This is a genomic window from Streptomyces sp. NPDC002232, assembly GCF_042890295.1.
In the GTDB taxonomy this organism is placed as follows: domain Bacteria; phylum Actinomycetota; class Actinomycetes; order Streptomycetales; family Streptomycetaceae; genus Streptomyces.
This window is the reverse complement of record NZ_JBIARV010000009.1, coordinates 117,702-134,558: the sequence shown is the minus strand read 5'-3', so window position 1 is coordinate 134,558 and position 16,857 is coordinate 117,702. Positions and strand designations below refer to the sequence as shown.

11 protein-coding genes are annotated in these 16,857 nt (G+C 71.3%); 9 read left to right on the top strand and 2 right to left on the bottom strand.

Features of this window, described 5'->3' with window-relative positions:
* Positions 1-43: 43 nt before the first annotated feature.
* From ACFYXU_RS36250 to ACFYXU_RS36225, 6 genes are read left to right on the top strand one after another with little or no spacing between them, the layout of a single operon-like run.
* On the top strand, positions 44-1,894 hold the full coding sequence (locus ACFYXU_RS36250) for a CRTAC1 family protein (RefSeq protein WP_389462066.1): 1,851 nt from the start codon (positions 44-46) through the stop codon (positions 1,892-1,894).
* A 2-nt stretch (positions 1,895-1,896) separates the two neighbouring features.
* A complete protein-coding gene (locus ACFYXU_RS36245) occupies positions 1,897-3,015 on the top strand; it encodes an enediyne biosynthesis protein (RefSeq protein WP_389461938.1) in 1,119 nt (372 codons plus the stop codon).
* Positions 3,012-8,894, top strand: coding sequence for an SDR family NAD(P)-dependent oxidoreductase (locus tag ACFYXU_RS36240; protein ID WP_389461936.1), 5,883 nt, complete (start codon positions 3,012-3,014; stop codon positions 8,892-8,894). The genes ACFYXU_RS36245 and ACFYXU_RS36240 overlap by 4 nt, the downstream gene beginning before the upstream one ends.
* 3 nt (positions 8,895-8,897) lie before the next feature.
* A complete protein-coding gene (locus ACFYXU_RS36235) occupies positions 8,898-9,356 on the top strand; it encodes an acyl-CoA thioesterase (protein WP_389461934.1) in 459 nt (152 codons plus the stop codon).
* The gene (locus ACFYXU_RS36230; RefSeq protein WP_389461932.1) at positions 9,353-9,898 is read left to right on the top strand and encodes a flavin reductase family protein; all 546 of its coding nucleotides are present in this window, start codon (positions 9,353-9,355) and stop codon (positions 9,896-9,898) included. The genes ACFYXU_RS36235 and ACFYXU_RS36230 overlap by 4 nt, the downstream gene beginning before the upstream one ends.
* Positions 9,895-11,244 (top strand): cytochrome P450, encoded by a 1,350-nt coding sequence (locus ACFYXU_RS36225; protein WP_389461930.1) that lies wholly within the window; start codon positions 9,895-9,897, stop codon positions 11,242-11,244. The genes ACFYXU_RS36230 and ACFYXU_RS36225 overlap by 4 nt, the downstream gene beginning before the upstream one ends.
* 69 nt (positions 11,245-11,313) lie before the next feature.
* Here ACFYXU_RS36225 and ACFYXU_RS36220 read toward each other — a convergent pair whose 3' ends face one another.
* Complete coding sequence (locus tag ACFYXU_RS36220; protein WP_389461928.1) at positions 11,314-12,090, bottom strand: helix-turn-helix domain-containing protein; 777 nt, start codon at positions 12,088-12,090, stop codon at positions 11,314-11,316.
* Positions 12,091-12,110: 20 nt separating this feature from the next.
* Positions 12,111-13,172 carry a ParB/RepB/Spo0J family partition protein gene (locus ACFYXU_RS36215; RefSeq protein WP_389461926.1) on the bottom strand — a complete coding sequence of 354 codons (1,062 nt, stop codon included), beginning with the start codon at positions 13,170-13,172 and terminating at the stop codon, positions 12,111-12,113.
* Positions 13,173-13,454: 282 nt separating this feature from the next.
* Here ACFYXU_RS36215 and ACFYXU_RS36210 point away from each other — a divergent pair, with 282 nt between their 5' ends.
* The 3 genes from ACFYXU_RS36210 (at position 13,455) to ACFYXU_RS36200 (ending at position 16,849) form a co-directional block, all read left to right on the top strand.
* Positions 13,455-14,042: a DUF5987 family protein gene (locus tag ACFYXU_RS36210; protein WP_389461924.1), complete on the top strand. Its 588-nt coding sequence runs from the start codon at positions 13,455-13,457 to the stop codon at positions 14,040-14,042.
* Positions 14,039-15,706, top strand: a complete 1,668-nt coding sequence (locus ACFYXU_RS36205; RefSeq protein ID WP_361404728.1) for a GMC family oxidoreductase — start codon at positions 14,039-14,041, stop codon at positions 15,704-15,706. Before ACFYXU_RS36210 ends, ACFYXU_RS36205 begins: the two co-directional genes overlap by 4 nt.
* A 102-nt stretch (positions 15,707-15,808) precedes the next feature.
* Positions 15,809-16,849, top strand: coding sequence for a carboxymuconolactone decarboxylase family protein (locus tag ACFYXU_RS36200; RefSeq protein ID WP_389461921.1), 1,041 nt, complete (start codon positions 15,809-15,811; stop codon positions 16,847-16,849).
* Positions 16,850-16,857 lie beyond the last annotated feature (8 nt).

Below are 16,857 nucleotides of genomic sequence, written 5' to 3'. Positions count from 1 at the left end.
CTGGCTCCGCAGGAATTCACCGGGAATCGTCGCGCTCGCCCTGATGGTGAGCACGTTCTACGCCGTCCGGCTTCCCGAGTCCTCGGCCGCCGAGATCGACAAGCTGGCGAAGAATTTCGCATTCGAGCCGATGTCCATCGCCATGCCCGCCGGATTCGAGAAGCAGGAGGTCCGGAAGGTCAACAAGGCGTACCAGCACATCGAGGCCTGGATCTCCTCGGTCGGCGCCGGTATCGCCGTCAATGACCTCGACGGCGACGGGCTGGACAACGACCTCTGTGTGAACGACGTCCGGATCGACCAGGCCGTCGTCACCCCGGCACCGACACGTCAGGACAAGTACGCCCCGTTCGCGCTGAACCCGGCGCCGCTCGGCACCAGCAAGACGATGGCACCGATGGGCTGCATGCCCGGCGACTACAACGAGGACGGCCGCATGGACCTCCTCGTCTACTACTGGGGCCGCACGCCCGTCATCTTCGTGAACAAGGGCGAGAAGGGGAAGCCGCTGACCGCCGCCTCCTTCACGCCCACCGAGCTGCTGCCCGGCAAGCCCGGCAAGACCTACACCGGTCCGCTGTGGAACTCCAACGCGGCAGCCGTCGCCGACTTCGACGGCGACGGCCACGACGACATCTACATCGGCAACTACTTCCCGGACAGCCCGGTCCTCGACCCGTCCAAGGACGGCGACGTCACCATGAACGCGTCGCTGTCGCACGCCCAGAACGGCGGCGGCGGCCACATCTTCCGGTGGACGAAGGACGGCTACGAGAAGACCGAGTCCGCCCTCCCGCAGAACCTGAACAAGGGCTGGTCGCTGGGCGTCTCGGCGGCCGACCTCGACGGAGACCGGCTGCCCGAGCTGTTCCTCGCGCACGACTTCGGCACCTCGGCGCTGCTGCACAACACCTCGACACCCGGCAAGATCCGGTTCTCCGAGGTCAAGGCCTTGCACAGCGGCACCGTGCCGAAGTCCAAGGAGCTGGGCCGCAGCTCCTTCAAGGGCATGGGTGTGGACTTCGGCGACCTGAACCACGACGGCATCTACGACATGTTCGTCAGCAACATCACCACGTCGTTCGGCATCCAGGAGTCGAACTTCGCCTTCATGAGCGAGGCCGACAGCAAGGAGGAACTCGCCGGCAGGTTCAAGAAGGGCGAGGCTCCGTACAAGGACGAGTCCGCCGACCTCGGTCTGGCCTGGTCCGGCTGGGGCTGGGACGTGAAGATGGGCGACTTCGACAACAACGGCGACCTCGAGATCACCCAGGCCCTCGGATTCGTCAAGGGCAAGAACAACCGCTGGCCGCAGCTCCAGGAGCTCGCCACGGCCAACGACTCCCTCGTCCCCAACCCGCTGTGGTGGCCGAACGTCAAGCACGGTGACGACCTCGCCGGCAGCCAGCGCATGCGCTTCTTTGCCAAGGACTCCGACACCGGCAGGTACCACAACCTCTCCGTCGCCCTCGGCATCGGTGAGCCCACCCCGACCCGCGGGCTCGCGACCGGTGACGCCGACGGCGACGGCCGTCTCGACCTGGCGGTCGCCCGCCAGTGGGGCGAGCCGATCTTCCTGCACAACGTCAGCAAGAACCCCGGCTCCTACCTCGGCCTGAAGCTCACCCACCCGGACGGTTCCCCGGTGGTCGGCGCCGAAGTCTGCGTCGAACTGCCCGACGGCACCAAGCGCGTCGCCCGCCTCGACGGCGGCGGCGGCCACTCGGGCAAGCGCAGCACCGATGTGCACATCGGTCTGGGCAAGGGCGTGAGCGGACCGCTCGACGCCATGGTCACCTGGCGTGACCGCGCCGGTGAGGTCCACGAGCAGAAGCTGAAGCTCACGACGGGCTGGCACAGCCTCGAGCTGGGCACCCAGGCTAAGGAGAAGTGACGATGTCCGCAACGAAGACCGCCGCCCCACGGCACAACCCGAAGGTCACGACGGCCCTGCGCCGCTTCGCGATCTCCATCTCCGTACTCAACGTCTTCGGCTACAGCGTCCTCGGCTTCGAGCAGCCCTGGACCTGGCCGCTCATCGCCCTGGCGACCGCCTACACCCTTGAGATCGTCCTGGAGGTCCTCGGCGCCCGCTCAGAGGGCCGCGCGCCGCGCTTCCTGGGCGGCGGGCCCAAGGGCGTGATGGAGTTCCTCTTCCCGGCCCACATCACCGCGCTCGCCGTGAACATGCTGTCGTACGTCAACGACAAGGTGTGGGTGATGGTGTTCGGCGTCATCGTCGCCGTCGGCACCAAGTGGGTCCTGCGCGCGCCGGTCAAGGGCCGCATGCGGCACTTCATGAACCCGTCGAACTTCGGCATCGCCGTCATCCTGGTCCTCTTCCCGTGGGCCTCGATCGCGCCGCCGTACCAGTTCACCGAATACCTCGACGGCGGCTTCGACTGGCTGGTGCCGGCGATCATCATCAGCCTCGGCACGATGCTCAACGCCAAGCTCACCGAGCGCATGTGGCTGATCCTCGCCTGGGTCGGCGGATTCGCCCTCCAGGCCGTCGTGCGCGGCCTGCTGTTCGACACGTCCATCCCCGCGGGCCTCGCGATGATGACCGGCGTGGCGTTCGTGCTCTTCACGAACTACATGATCACGGACCCCGGCACGACCCCGTCCTCGAAGTGGGGCCAGATCGCCTTCGGCGGCGGTGTCGCCGCCATGTACGGCGTGCTGACCGCGATGAGCATCGCCTACGGCCTGTTCTTCGCCACCGCGCTGGTCTGCGCCATCCGCGGAGCGTTCCTGTGGACCGCCGACATCGTGTCCAAGAAGCGTGCCGAGGAGGCCCTCGCGCTCGCCGCCGTCACCCGGTCCGTCGTACAGGCCGACGCCGCCCTGGCCGACGCAGCCGCGTGCGCCTGCCCCGAGGGCGCCTGCGCCTGCTCCGCCCCGGCCACCGCCGAGGCCCAGACCCCGGCCTGCGCCTGCCCCGAGGGCGCCTGCGCCTGCCCCGCCCCGGCGACCGCCGAGGCCCAGACCCAGAAGATTCCGGTGGCCGCATGACCAGGATCGCCATCGTCGGCATGGCCTGCCGCTATCCCGATGCCACGAACCCGAGCGAGCTGTGGGACAACGCCGTCGCCGGACGGCGCGCGTTCCGCCGCCTGCCCGACGTCCGGATGAACCTGGACGACTACTGGGACGCCGACCCGGCCACCCCCGACACCTTCTACGCCCGCAACGCCGCCGTCATCGAGGGCTACGAGTTCGACCGTATCGCCCACAAGATCGCGGGCAGCACGTTCCGCTCGACCGACCTCACGCACTGGCTCGCCCTGGACACCGCGGGCCGCGCGCTCGCCGACGCCGGATTCCCCGGCGGCGAGGGCCTGCCCCGCGAGCGCACCGGCGTCGTCGTCGGCAACACCCTCACCGGCGAGTTCGCCCGCGCCAACGTGATGCGCCTGCGCTGGCCCTACGTACGACGCGTGATGGCCTCCGCCCTCAAGACCGAGGACGGCTGGGACGAAGACCGGATCGCCGAGTTCCTGGCCGACGTCGAGACCTCCTACAAGGAGCCGTTCCCGGCGATCGACGAGGACACCCTCGCCGGCGGCCTCGCCAACACCATCGCCGGCCGGATCTGCAACCACTTCGACCTCAACGGCGGCGGCTACACCGTCGACGGCGCCTGCTCCTCCTCGCTGCTGTCGGTCACCACCGCCGGCACCGCCCTGATCAACGGCGACATCGACGTCGCCGTCGCGGGCGGGGTCGACCTGTCGATCGATCCGTTCGAGATCATCGGCTTCGCCAAGACCGGCGCCCTCGCCAAGGGGGAGATGAAGCTCTACGACCGCGGCTCCAACGGCTTCTGGCCGGGCGAGGGCTGCGGCATGATCGTCATGATGCGCGAGGAGGACGCCCTCGCGGCGGGCCACCGCATCTACGCGACCGTCGCCGGCTGGGGCGTGTCCTCCGACGGCCAGGGCGGCATCACCCGCCCTGAGGTGAGCGGCTACCAGCTCGCCCTCAGGCGGGCGTACGAGCGGGCCGGCTTCGGCATCGAGACCGTCGGGCTCTTCGAGGGCCACGGCACCGGCACCGCCGTCGGCGACGCCACCGAGCTCAGCGCCCTCATGGGCGCCCGCAAGGAGGCCGACCCCGACGCCCCCGTCGCCGCCATCACGTCCATCAAGGGCATGATCGGGCACACCAAGGCCGCCGCCGGCGTCGCCGGTCTGATCAAGGCGGCCCTGGCCGTCGACAACCAGACCCTTCCGCCGGCCATCGGCACCACCGACCCGCACGAGCTGCTCGCCGACGAGCACGCCAACCTCAAGGCCCTGCGCAAGGCCGAGGCCTGGCCCGAGGGAACACCCCGCCGGGCCGGCGTCACCGCCATGGGCTTCGGCGGCATCAACACCCACGTCGTCCTCGACGAGCCGGCCTCCCGGCGGCGCGCGGCCCCCAGCCGCCGCTCCGCCACCCTGGCCCACTCGCTCCAGGACGCCGAACTGCTCGTCGTCGACGCCGACTCCCCGAAGGCGCTGCGCGCCCGACTCGCGGAGGTCGCCGCGTTCGTCGCGACCGTCTCCTACGGGCAGGTCGCCGACCTCGCCGCCACCCTCCAGCGCGAACTGCGCGGACTGGCGCACCGCGCGGCCGTCGTCGTCACCTCCCCGGAGGACGCGGAGCGCCGCCTGACGCACCTCGCCGACCTCCTGGAGGCCGGCGAGGGCACCTACACCGCCGCTGACGGCCGCAGCTTCCTCGGCCGCGCCGCCGGCCGCGCCCGCGTCGGCTTCCTCTTCCCCGGCCAGGGCTCCGGCCAGGGCACCGGGGGAGGGGCGCTGCGCCGCCGCTTCCCCGAGGTCGCCGAACTCTTCGACCGGGCCGCGCTGCCCGCCACCGGCGACATGGTCGCCACCGACGTGGCACAGCCGCGCATCGCCACCGGCTCCGCCGCCGGTCTGCGAGTCCTCGACTCGCTGCGCCTGGAGGCGTCCGTCGCCGTCGGACACAGCCTCGGCGAACTGTCCGCCCTGCACTGGGCGGGCGCCCTCGACGAGGAGACCCTCCTGGAGGCCGCGCGCGTGCGGGGCCGTGCCATGGCCGAGCACAGCTCCTCCGGCACCATGGCCTCGCTCGGCGTCAAGGCCGAGCGGGCCGAGGAACTCGTCTCGGGCCTCGGCGTCGTCATCGCCGGATACAACGGCCCCGAGCAGACCGTCGTCGCCGGACCCGTCGAGGACATCGAGGAGGTGCGGCGCCGGGCCGAGAGGTCCGAGGTCGCCTGCATCCCGCTGAAGGTGTCGCACGCCTTCCACTCGCCGCTGGTCGCCGCCTCCGCCGCCTCCTTCGGCGCCTGGCTCGGCAGTGCCCGCCTCGGCTCCGCCGCCGGCCGGGTCTTCTCCACCGTCACCGGTGAGGAACTCACCCCCGGCGCGGACCTGGCGGCCCTGCTGCGCGACCAGATCACCGGCCCCGTCCGCTTCACCCAGGCGGTGAGCGAGGCGGCCCGCCACGTCGACCTGTTCGTCGAGGTCGGTCCCGGCCGGGTGCTCAGCGGCCTCGCGCGGGCCAGCACCAGCGTCCCCGTCGTCGCGCTCAACACCGACGACGAGTCGCTGCGCAGTCTCCTGCAGGTCGCCGGGGCCGCGTTCGTCGCGGGAGCCCCGGTCGCCCTCGAACGGCTCTTCCAGGACCGGCTCATCCGGCCCCTGGAGGTCGGCCAGGAGTTCTCCTTCTTCGCCAGCCCCTGCGAGCAGGCGCCGCGCGACGTGGCCCCGGCCGACAAGCGGCCCCGGCCCGTCCGCGCCGCCGCCCCCGCACCGGCGGCCGCCGCTCCCGTCTCCGCCGCTCCGCGCGCGGAGCGGACGCGGCAGCCCGAGGAGGCCCCGGCCGCCCCGGGCTCCGGCGACGACGCCCCCGCCGCGCTCGACGTGCTGCGCACCCTCGTCGCCGAGCGCGCCGAGCTGCCCGCCGAGCTCGTCGACCCGGACAGCCGGCTCCTCGACGACCTGCACATGAGCTCGATCACCGTCGGACAGATCGTCAACCAGGCTGCCTCCCGCCTCGGGATCGCCGCGGCACAGGTGCCGACCAACTTCGCCACCGCCAACCTCGCCGAACTGGCCGAGGCTCTGGACACCCTCGTCAGCACCGGAGGCGTCGAGGAGGCCGCCGCCCCCGTCGTCGCGGGCGCGGCCCCCTGGGCCCGGCCGTTCGCCGTGGACCTCGACGAGGTCGCCCGGCCGTACGCGGTGCCCGACGGCGCCGACGGGGCCTGGGAGCTGTTCGGCTCCGATAACCACCCGTACGCCGAGGCCCTCCGCGGGGAGCTGGCGACAGCCGGTCTCGGCGGGGGCGTCCTGGCCGTCCTGGCCAAGGGCTGCCCGCGGCAGGAGGTGGAGCTGGTGCTGGCCGCCGCCAAGAACGCCCTCGCCGGCGACCGTACGCGGCGCTTCGTTCTCGTCCAGGACGGCCGCGGCGCGGCAGGTCTGGCCAAGACCCTCCATCTGGAGGCCCCGCACCTGCGCACCACCGTCGTCCACACCCCGTCGTCCGAGGACGTGGTGGAGCGTGTCGTGGCCGAGGTCGCAGCGACCACCCGCTTCGCCGAGGTCCACTACGACGAGGCAGGGGTGCGCCGTGTACCGACGCTGCGGGCCCTGCCCGTGGCGCCCGAGCGGACCGACGTCCCCCTGGACTCCTCCGACGTCCTCTTGGTCACGGGCGGCGGCAAGGGAATCTCCGCGGAGTGCGCCCTGGCCGTCGCCCAAAAGACCGGGGCGAAGCTGGCCGTGCTCGGCCGCTCGGACCCGGCCCGGGACCGCGAACTCACCGACAACCTCGATCGCATGCGCGACAGCGGCGTACGCGTGCACTACGCGCGCGCCGACGTCACCGTCCCCGAGCAGGTCGCGGAGGCCGTCACGGAACTGCGCGAGGCACTCGGCCCGATCACCGGCCTCCTGCACGGCGCCGGACGCAACGAGCCCGGCCCGCTGACGGCGCTGACTCCCGAGGACTTCGAGCGGACCTTCGACCCCAAGGTCGAGGGGCTGCGCACGGTCCTCGACGCCGTGGGCGCCGGCGACCTCAAGCTGCTCGTCACCTTCGGCAGCATCATCGGCCGCGCGGGACTGCGAGGCGAGGCCCACTACGCCACCGCCAACGAGTGGCTGGCGGACCTCACCGAGGACGTCGCCCGCACCCATCCGGCCGTGCGCGCCCGCTGCATGGAGTGGTCGGTGTGGTCCGGGGTCGGCATGGGCGAGAAGCTCTCGGTCGTCGAGTCGCTCTCCCGCGAGGGAATCACCCCGGTCTCCCCGGACCAGGGCGTGGAGATCCTGCTGCGCCTCATCGAGGACCCGGACGCCCCTGTGGTCACGGTCATCAGTGGCCGCACCGAGGGCATCGACACCGTCCGCCGCGACCTGCCCGCGCTGCCGCTGCTCCGCTTCACCGGCAACCCGCTGGTGCGCTACCACGATGTCGAACTCGTCACCGAGGTCGAGCTGAACGCCGGCACCGACCCGTACCTGGCCGACCACCTGCTCGACGGCAACCTGCTGCTCCCCGCCGTCATCGGCATGGAGGCGATGACCCAGGTCGCCGCCGCGGTCACCGGCCGTACCGGGACCGCCCCGGTCATCGAGGGCGCGAAGTTCCTGCGGCCCATCGTCGTGCCGCCGAACGGCAGCACGACGATCCGAATCGCGGCGACCGTCACCGCCACCGACACCGTCGACGTGGCCATCCACGCCGAGGACACCGGATTCGTCGCCGAGCACTTCCGGGCGCGGCTCTTCTTCTCCGACGTTCCGGCACCGGCCGGCCCGCCCCTCCAGGTACCGGACGACACCCCTGTCGTCCCGCTGGACCCGGCCACCGACTTGTACGGCAGCGTCCTGTTCCAGGGTGCCCGCTTCCAGCGGCTGCGCCGCTTCCACCGGGCCGCGGCCCGGCACGTGGACGCCGAGGTCGCCGTCCAGCGACAGCCGGAGGGCTGGTTCGCCGGCTTCCTGCCCTGTGAACTGCTGCTCGCCGACCCGGGCATGCGCGACGCGCTCATGCACGGCAACCAGGTGTGCGTTCCGGACGCCACGCTCCTGCCCTCGGGCGTGGAGCGGATACACACCCTCGGATCCGGCGACGACGTCCCCGAGCGGCTGCGGTACACCGCGGTCGAGCGCAGCCGCGACGGCGACACGTACGTGTACGACATCGCGGTCCGCGACGAGCACGGCACCGTCGTCGAGCGTTGGGACGGTCTGACACTGCACGCCGTGCGGAAGACCGACGGGTCCGGCCCCTGGGTCGCCCCGCTGCTCGGTCCGTACCTGGAGCGCTCGCTGGAGGAGGTCGTCCGCAGCCGCATCGCGGTCGCCGTCGAACCGCACGGCGACGCACCGGCGGGCTCGGTCGCCCAGCGGCGCGGCTTCACGGCCGACGCGGCCGCCCGGGCTCTCGGCAGTCCGGTCGCGGTCCGGCACCGCCCGGACGGACGACCCGAGTTGGAACCCGGCCGGCACATGTCGATGTCGGCGGCGCACGGCCTGGGGGTCACCCTCAGCGCCGTCTCCGACACCGAGGTGGCCTGCGACATCGAGGCGGTCAGCATGCGCTCGGCCCATGAGTGGCGCGGGCTGCTGGGGGACCACGCGCCCGTCGCGGAACTGGTCGCCACGGAGACGGGGGAGGCGCCGGACACCGCCGCCACCCGGGTGTGGGGTGCCGTGGAGTGCCTCCGGAAGGCCGGCATCATGGCCGGCGCACCGCTGACGGTGCTGCCGCGCCGCAAGGACGCGTGGGTGGTGTTCGCCGCCGGCGACCTGCGGATCGCGACCTTCGTCACCGCACTGCGCGACGCCCTGGAGCCCGCCGTCTTCGCTTTCCTCACCCATGAAACGCCTCTCGTCGAAGGGCAGTCCTAGGCCATGGCGGACGACTATTTCGAGTACCGGCACACGGTCGGCTTCGAGGAGACCAACCTCGTCGGCAACGTCTACTACGTGAACTATCTGCGCTGGCAGGGCCGGTGCCGGGAGCTGTTCCTCCAGCAGAAGGCGCCGGACGTGCTGGCGGAGGTGCAGGCCGACCTCAAGCTGTTCACACTGAAGGTGGACTGCGAGTTCTTCTCGGAGATCACCGCGTTCGACGAGCTGTCCATCCGGATGCGCCTGTCCGAGCTGGGGCAGACGCAGCTGGAGTTCACCTTCGACTACGTGAAGGTGACGGGCGGGGTCGAGGTGTTGATCGCCCGGGGCCGCCAGCGGATCGCGTGCATGCGCGGCCCGAACACCAACACCGTTCCCTCCCGCATCCCCGAGGGCCTGGCACGCGCTCTTGAGCCGTACGCCACCCACGGGCCGGCGCTGGCCGGGCGGACGGCATGAGCACCCTGGCCGCCGCGCCGCCGCGGGAAGCCGTCACCGGCGACCCCGCGGCGTTGCGGCGGGCCTTCGGGTCCTTCACCACCGGCGTGACGGTCGTGACCGTCGGCGGACCATCGCCGCGGGGCATGACCGCCAACTCCTTCACCTCGGTCTCCCTGGACCCGGCTCTCGTACTCCTGTGCGTCGGCAAGGACGCGGTCATGAACCGCGTCCTCTCCGAGGCCGGCACCTTCGCGGTGTCGGTTCTCGGCGCCGGCCAGGAGGACGTGGCCCGGCACTTCGCCGACCGCTCGCGGCCGCCGGGCGCCGCCCAGTTCGACGCCGTCGACTGGCTGCCCGGCGCCGCCGCCGCGGCGCCCCTGATCGCAGGGGCGGTGGCCCACTTCGAGTGCGCCCGGTGGCATGCCTACGACGTCGGCGACCACACGATCCACGTCGGTCGTGTGCTCGCCCTGGAGGCCCTGCCGGACCGCGAGCCGCTGGTGTTCCACGGTGGCCGCTTCCGCTGGCTGGCTCCTGAGCCGAGAGGAGACCGACCATGAGCGTCCACCCGCCCGGTCCACCCGTCTGGGCCCTGCCCGGTCTACTACGCAAGCTGGCGGTCGACCGGCTCGGCATGATGCGGGACGCCGCCGACCTCTCCGACGCCGTACGCGTCTCCATGGGCCCGAAGAAGCTGTACATCTTCAACCGGCCCGACTACGCCAAGCACGTGCTGGCCGACAACGCCGCCAACTACCACAAGGGCATCGGCCTGGTGGAGTCCCGCAAGGTCCTCGGCGACGGACTGCTGACCAGCGAGGGCGACCTGTGGCGAGACCAGCGCCGCAACGTGCAGCCGGCGTTCAAGCCGGGCCGGATCGCCGCCCAGGCGGGGGCCGTCGCGGAGGAGTCCGGCCGGCTGGTGGACCTGCTGCGCCGGCGCGTCGGGGACACGCCCGTCGACGTCCTGCAGCAGGTCACCGGACTCACCCTCGGTGTACTGGGCCGAACCCTCATGGACACGTCCCTGGAGGGACACGGCGGCATCGAGCACGCCTTCGAGGCCGTCCAGGACCAGGCCATGTTCGACATGGTCTCGCAGGGCCTGGTGCCGACCTGGGTGCCCTTCGGCACCCAGCGGCGGTTCCGTGCGGCACGCCGGGAGCTGACCCGGATCGTCGACGCGCTGGTGGCTGACCGCAGCGAGCGCATGCGCGACGGGGACGGAGCCGACGACGCGTTCGCCCGGATGATCCTCGCCTCCCGCGAGCGCGAGGATCCGGCACTCGGGCGCCGCCTTCTCCAGGAGGAGCTCGTCACGCTGCTGCTGGCCGGGCACGAGACCACGGCGAGTACGCTCGGCTGGACCCTGCTGCTGCTCGCCCGGCACCCGCACGTCCGTGACCTGGTCCGCGAGGAGAGCCGCGTCGTGCTGGCCGGGGGCCGCCTCCCGGAGGCCGACGACCTGCACAAGCTCACGTACACGACCCAGGTCGTCCAGGAGGCCATGCGCCTGTATCCACCCGTGTGGATCCTGCCCCGGATCGCCCAGGGACCGGACGAGGTCGGTGGGTTCACCGTGCCGGCCAAGGCCGACGTGCTGGTGTGCCCGTACACCCTGCACCGCCATCCCCAGCTCTGGGACGACCCGGAGCGGTTCGACCCGGGTCGCTTCGAACCGTCGCGGGTCGCGAACCGGCCCCGGTACGCGTACATCCCCTTCGGCGCTGGACCGCGGTTCTGCGTCGGCAGCAACCTCGGGATGATGGAGGCGGTCTTCGTCACCGCGCTCGTCACCCGCGATCTCGACCTGACCCTGGTGCCAGGGCACCAGGCGATCGCCGAGCCGATGATGTCGCTGCGGATGCGGGGAGGACTGCCGATGACGATCAGGTCCGTGGACTGAGCGGACAGGGACACGAAGAGGGCCGGCCACGGCGGATGTCGTGGCCGGCCCTCTTCGTGAGGCGGCGGATCAGCCGGCGAGGCGGTCCAGGGCATCGGCCCGCAGATCGAGCAGGGCCATCAGGATCGGCGGGTCCAGGGCGTTCAGCGGACGCAGCGTGATCTCGGCCGGCATCAGCAGCGTGTCCTCGTGCGCGGTCACCGGTCCGTAGGAGCCGACCGACACGATGTCCTCGGCGCCTGTGCCGGAGGGCACGTGTTCGTGTCCGTAGGGGACGGAGTGCACGAGCACATGCCAGGTGCCGGCCGGGACGTCACGGAACTCGAAGGAGCCCGGGCCGTCCAGGACGGCGCAGCGCACCGGCTGCCCCTGCGGGACGGGCGTGGGGAAGAGGCCCACGAAGCAGTGGCCGGGCATGCGGTTCTCGGGCAGGTGCACCCGGCCGCGCAGGATTCCACGCGTATTCTCGACAGGAACGCCCGGGCTCTGGGCCGGGCTGATGTGCGGGGTGAATCCGTCCAGCTCGCGGAACATGCTGGGTGAGACGCCGACGCACGATTTGAAGCGGGAACTGAAGGTTCCGACGCTGCTGTATCCAACCTGGCTGCTGATGTCCGCCACGCTGAAATCGGTTTCGATCAGAAGACGCTTGGCCTCCTGAAGGCGAAGTGCGGAGAGAAAGCGTCCGGGTGAGGTCCCCATCACGTCCCGGAACACCCGGGTGAAGTGGAACTTGCTGAACATGGCGGTGCGCGCCATGTCGTCGATGGTCAGTTCCTGGCCGAGATTCGCATGCATTTCGTCGATCACTCGAAGGACGGCGGCTTCGATGGGGGTGGTGGTCACCGTTTCTCCCTGTCGTTGGATCATGCTGCCGGCCGAGATGCGGAGGCCGTCTGCGGGAACGGAGCGTTGGTCGTGTCGGTCAGCCGTCGCCGGCCGAGGTCCTCGGCGAACCTCTTCCAGGCCTGGGAGCACTGGAGGGCCAGTTCGGCGACGGTGTCCGTGCAGTGCGCGGGCACCGCGTCGGCCTGCCGGCGCCAGGCCTCGTCGACCACGTAGTGGGTGTGGAGCCAGCGCAGGAACTGGCGGCCCGAGTCCGAGTGCCTCAGCGACGGGTCCCCGGCGAGTCGGCGCAGGGTCTCCAGCGAGCCGCGCGAGCGGTTCGAGCCGGAGGGTGCGGCCGGGGCGCGAAGGGCCGGCAGCGGGATGGCCACGTCAGGGGCGGCCTCCGGGGCCGGAGGGCGCAGTCCGGTGGAGGGCCGGCGGCCCTGGGGCACCGGCGCCTCACCACGACGGAGTCGCTGACGCACGTCGTGGGCGGTCCCGAGGGACAGACCGGTCTCCTGCACGATCGCGCGCAGAGGCAGGTCGGGGCGCTTGGTCATGAGTTCCGCGGCGCGGAGCCGCTCAGCCGTGCGGTCGAGCGGGTGCACCCGGCCGTCGGCTCCCATCCGGATGTTCGCGTGCGGAGAATCCGCGGTCGAACGCGGACGGATCGAGGCGACCGTCTTCGCGTCGAGGCCGGTGTAGGTGGCGACCGACCGGTCCGAGAGTTCGGGACGGGAACGCAGGACGCGTTCGGCGGCCGCCTTGCGGTCCGTGACCGACAACGGAAGACCGTGGGCGATGTTGGCCGTCACTGACCGGAGAAACGCTTCTTCGTCCGCGCCGTCGAAGTACTGGACCTCCACGGAGGGCAGGCCCATCGAGACGGCGGCCGCGACGCGGTGCATTCCGTCGATCACGCGCATGGTCGTGCGGTGGACGAGGACCGGGGGCAGAGAGCCGTAGATGTCGGCGAGACGCCGCACGTGCTCCTCGTCCACGCCGTTCAGGCGAGGTGAGTCGGCGGGCAGAAGTGCCTCGATCCGTACCTGGTGGGTGAAGTTGGCCGGCAGCGTCAGAGATCTGTCGTTGCTTTCCACCTCTCCCCTTCCCCCTGGCGAGATCGAGGCCTTTCCTGCTTGCCCCCTGAGAATCCCGTGGAAAGAGGCCGCCCCACCACGGACTTCGTTCATCCGGGACGAGCATAGTGAACGACCTGTTTTTTTCTGAGGCCCTCGCGGGGAGATGAGGCGACTCCGGTTAGTTGCATGAAGGGACTCGCGTTCGGGTGAACGGTCCCGGGGTTGGTTGTTTGAAAAGACTCAACACTTCTAGCTTTCTTCTCACGCCAACAGAAACCCCCACCCGACCGGGAGGACGAGTTGCAGACAGTACGGAGAATCCCCGAGCGGAGGGTCGACATCGGGGAAGAGGCGACCATCACCCTCGAGGCCTACGCGGACACCATCGTCCCGGGCGAGAAGCGCTGGCCCGGAGACCGGGCGATCGCCGGCGTCAGCACCGGCGGCGGCTCGGTCACCGCCGGCGCCCTGGACCTCCTGCGCTGGGACGCCACCGGCATCCACGACGGCCTGGAGGACCTGGCGAAGCTGGTCAACGGCCACGCCACGGCCTACGCCGCGAAGACCGGCCTCGCGCTCGACACCGACGTGCCGCCCTTCGTCGCCCTCGACTACGACGACCGCGTCGCCCTCATCGTGGAGCTCACCACCCCTGGCCACGAGGAGAAGGACTTCTGGGTCCTGCTCTCCCTCTTCTGCAACATGGCGTACGACTCCGCCGCCCACCTGCACACCGCCGAGGCCCTCGCGGCCGGCCACCCGGGCCTGGAAGCCATGGGTATCACCCAGCCGGACGCCGACGGACTCTGGCGGTTCCAGGACTTCGGCTACGGCAGGCAGCTCGCCGCCCACCACCCCGACACCACTCTCTCCGGGAGCCCAGCATGAGCGACACGATCGAGAAGACCGACGTCCTGGTCATCGGGAGCGGCTTCGGCGGAGCCATCACCGCCTACCACCTGGCCGCCGGCGGTGCGAAGGTCACCGTCCTGGAGCGGGGTCCCTGGCTGAAGAGCGACGAGTTCGAGCACGACTACAAGCTCGGCTCCTCCTACACGCGGATCTTCGACTTCGTCGTGGGCGACGGCATGAGCGTGCTGGGCGGCAACTGCGTCGGCGGCGGCAGCGTCGTGTACTTCGCGGCCATGCCCCGGGCCCCCAAGTTCGTCTTCGAGCGCAACGGCAGCATCGGCCGCAGGATGTGGCCGGAGTCCATCAGCCGCGAGAGCCTCGACCCCTGGTACGAGCGCGTCGAGGAAGCCCTCTCGGTCAGCAGGCAGGACTGGGACGACGCCTCCTACGCCGGTGGGCTCTGGGCCGCCGCCTGTGATCACGCCGGGCGCACCGCGAACCCGCTCGCCGCCGCCATCGACAACTCCAAGTGCGTCAACTGCAACTTCATGATGGCCGGCTGCCGCTTCGAGGCGAAGCAGTCGCTCACCGTCAACTACCTGCCCGGCGCGCTCGCCCACGGCGCGGAGATCCGCCCGCTGCATGAGGTGCAGTACGTGTCGCGGACCCCCGAGGGCGACTATCGCGTCCACTACAACATCGTCGACGACGAGGACTACCGTCTGCAGCACGGGTCCGGCGTCATCGAGGCCAAGATCGTCGTGATGGCGGCGGGCGCCGGCGCGACCCCCGTCATCCTCCAGCGCAGCGAGGCCCACCTCGGCACCATGCCGCACGCCGTCGGCCGCTACTTCTCCGGCAACGGCGAGCGCCTCAACACGGCCGTCATCAACGAGGACAAGGCCGCCGAGATCCTCGGCCTCAGCCGCGGCGAGGGCCGGCTGCCCTACGGCGCCAACGCCATCGGCAAGGGCCCGACCGTGGCGAGCTGGGACAAGCTCGACGCCTCCCTGCCGGAGTACTCCCGCTACTCCCTGGAGCAGCTCTACTTCCCGCCCGGCCTCGGCACCATCCTCGCCCAGGTGCCGGACGCTTCCGGGCCGACCTGGTTCGGCAAGGAGAAGAAGGAGATCCTCAAGAACTGGAAGTCCTGGCTGACCATCTTCTGCATGACGGAGGACGACAACGAGGGCGTCTTCGGCCCGCCGCCGGCCACCGGCAACTCCCACCGCATCTCGCAGCAGATGCTCGGCCGCGGCAACCTGTCGTACAAGCCGACGAAGAACACGTGGCACGGCTGGAACCAGGCCGACGCCGACGTGAAGGAGATCCTGGAGAAGGACGGCCTCGCCAAGGTGATGCCGTGGACCAACGACCTGGTCGGCGCCTATACCGTCCACCCGCTGGCCTCCTGCCGCATGGGTGACGACCCGGAGACCTCGGCGCTCGACGACACCAACGAACTGCGTGGCCACTCCGGCATCTTCGTCACTGACGGCTCCGCCGTCCCCGGTGCCCTGACCGTCAACCCGGCGATGACCATCGCCGCGCTCGCCGAGCGGGCCGTGCCGCACATCGTGGCCGCCGCCCAGGCCAGGGGAGTCGCGGTCACCTACGGCGCCCCGGCCCCCACGGGCTACAAGGACGGACGCAAGGGCGTGCTGCCCCTCCTGAGGCAGAAGAGCCTCGCCACCGTGTGACACCCCTGACCGGCTTTTCGCCGACCAGTGAGTTGCATCAAGAAACCTTCCCATGACCAGTGAGTTGCTTCACGCGACTCGAAGCCGAACCAGGAGGCGGCGGTGCGACCGCTCGTAAGAATCATGCTGAGGGACTCCCTCCGGCAGATCCGGCACATCGCGGCCGTCCCGCTCACGGAGGCCCGCGGCCCGGTGGCCGAGGTCTACGCCCAGGCCCGGCGCGAGTTCGGCGTCGTCGCCCCGCCCCTGGCACTCCACTCGCCGGCCCCCGAGGCGCTGGCTGCCTCCTGGCTCCTGCTGCGCGAGACGCTCCTCGCGCAGGGCCGGGTGAGCCGGGCCGCCAAGGAGGCGGTAGCCACTGCGGTCTCGCGGGCCAACGACTGCCCGTATTGCGTCGAGGTCCACGAGGCCAAGCTCGCGACCCTCACCTGCGCGGACGCCCACGGGCCGCTCGCCGACTGGGCCGGCCGCAACGCCCTGGGCCCGGTCCGGGAGGACGACCCGCGTCCCTTCGACGCCGACGACGCCCCCGAGATCCTCGGCACCGCCGTCACCTTCCACTACCTCAACCGGATGGTCCGGCTCTTCCTGCCGGACTCGCCCGTCCCCGACGCGGCTCCGGCCAGGGGCCGCGGACCGGTGATGCGGATGGTCGCCCGGGCCATGCGCCCCGACGCCGGCACGACCGTCACCCCCGGGACGGCGCTCGGTCTGCTGCCCGCGGCCCCGCTGCCGGCCGGACTCGACTGGGCGAGGCCCAACCCGGCCGTCGCCGGCGCCCTCGCCCGGGCGGTCGCCTCCGTCGACGCGGCGGCCGAGCGCTGGATCCCCGAGCCCGTACGCGACCTCCTGCACACCGAACTCGCCGTCCACGACGGCCCCACCCCCGGCCCCACCCGGACCTGGCTCGGGGAGGCGACCGAAGGCCTCGACGCAAGACATGTGCCCGCGGCCCGCCTCGCGCTCCTCGTGGCCCTCAATCCCCACCAGATCACCGACGCGGACCTCGACGAGTTCCGCGCCCTCCACCCCGAAGACCGGGAACTCGTGGAGCTCGCCTCCTGGGCGGCGCTCACCGCGGCCGTCCGCATCGGAGCCCGCTTCACCGAGCCCGCCCGGCCCCTGACATCAGCCGCCGGTTGACCGACGGC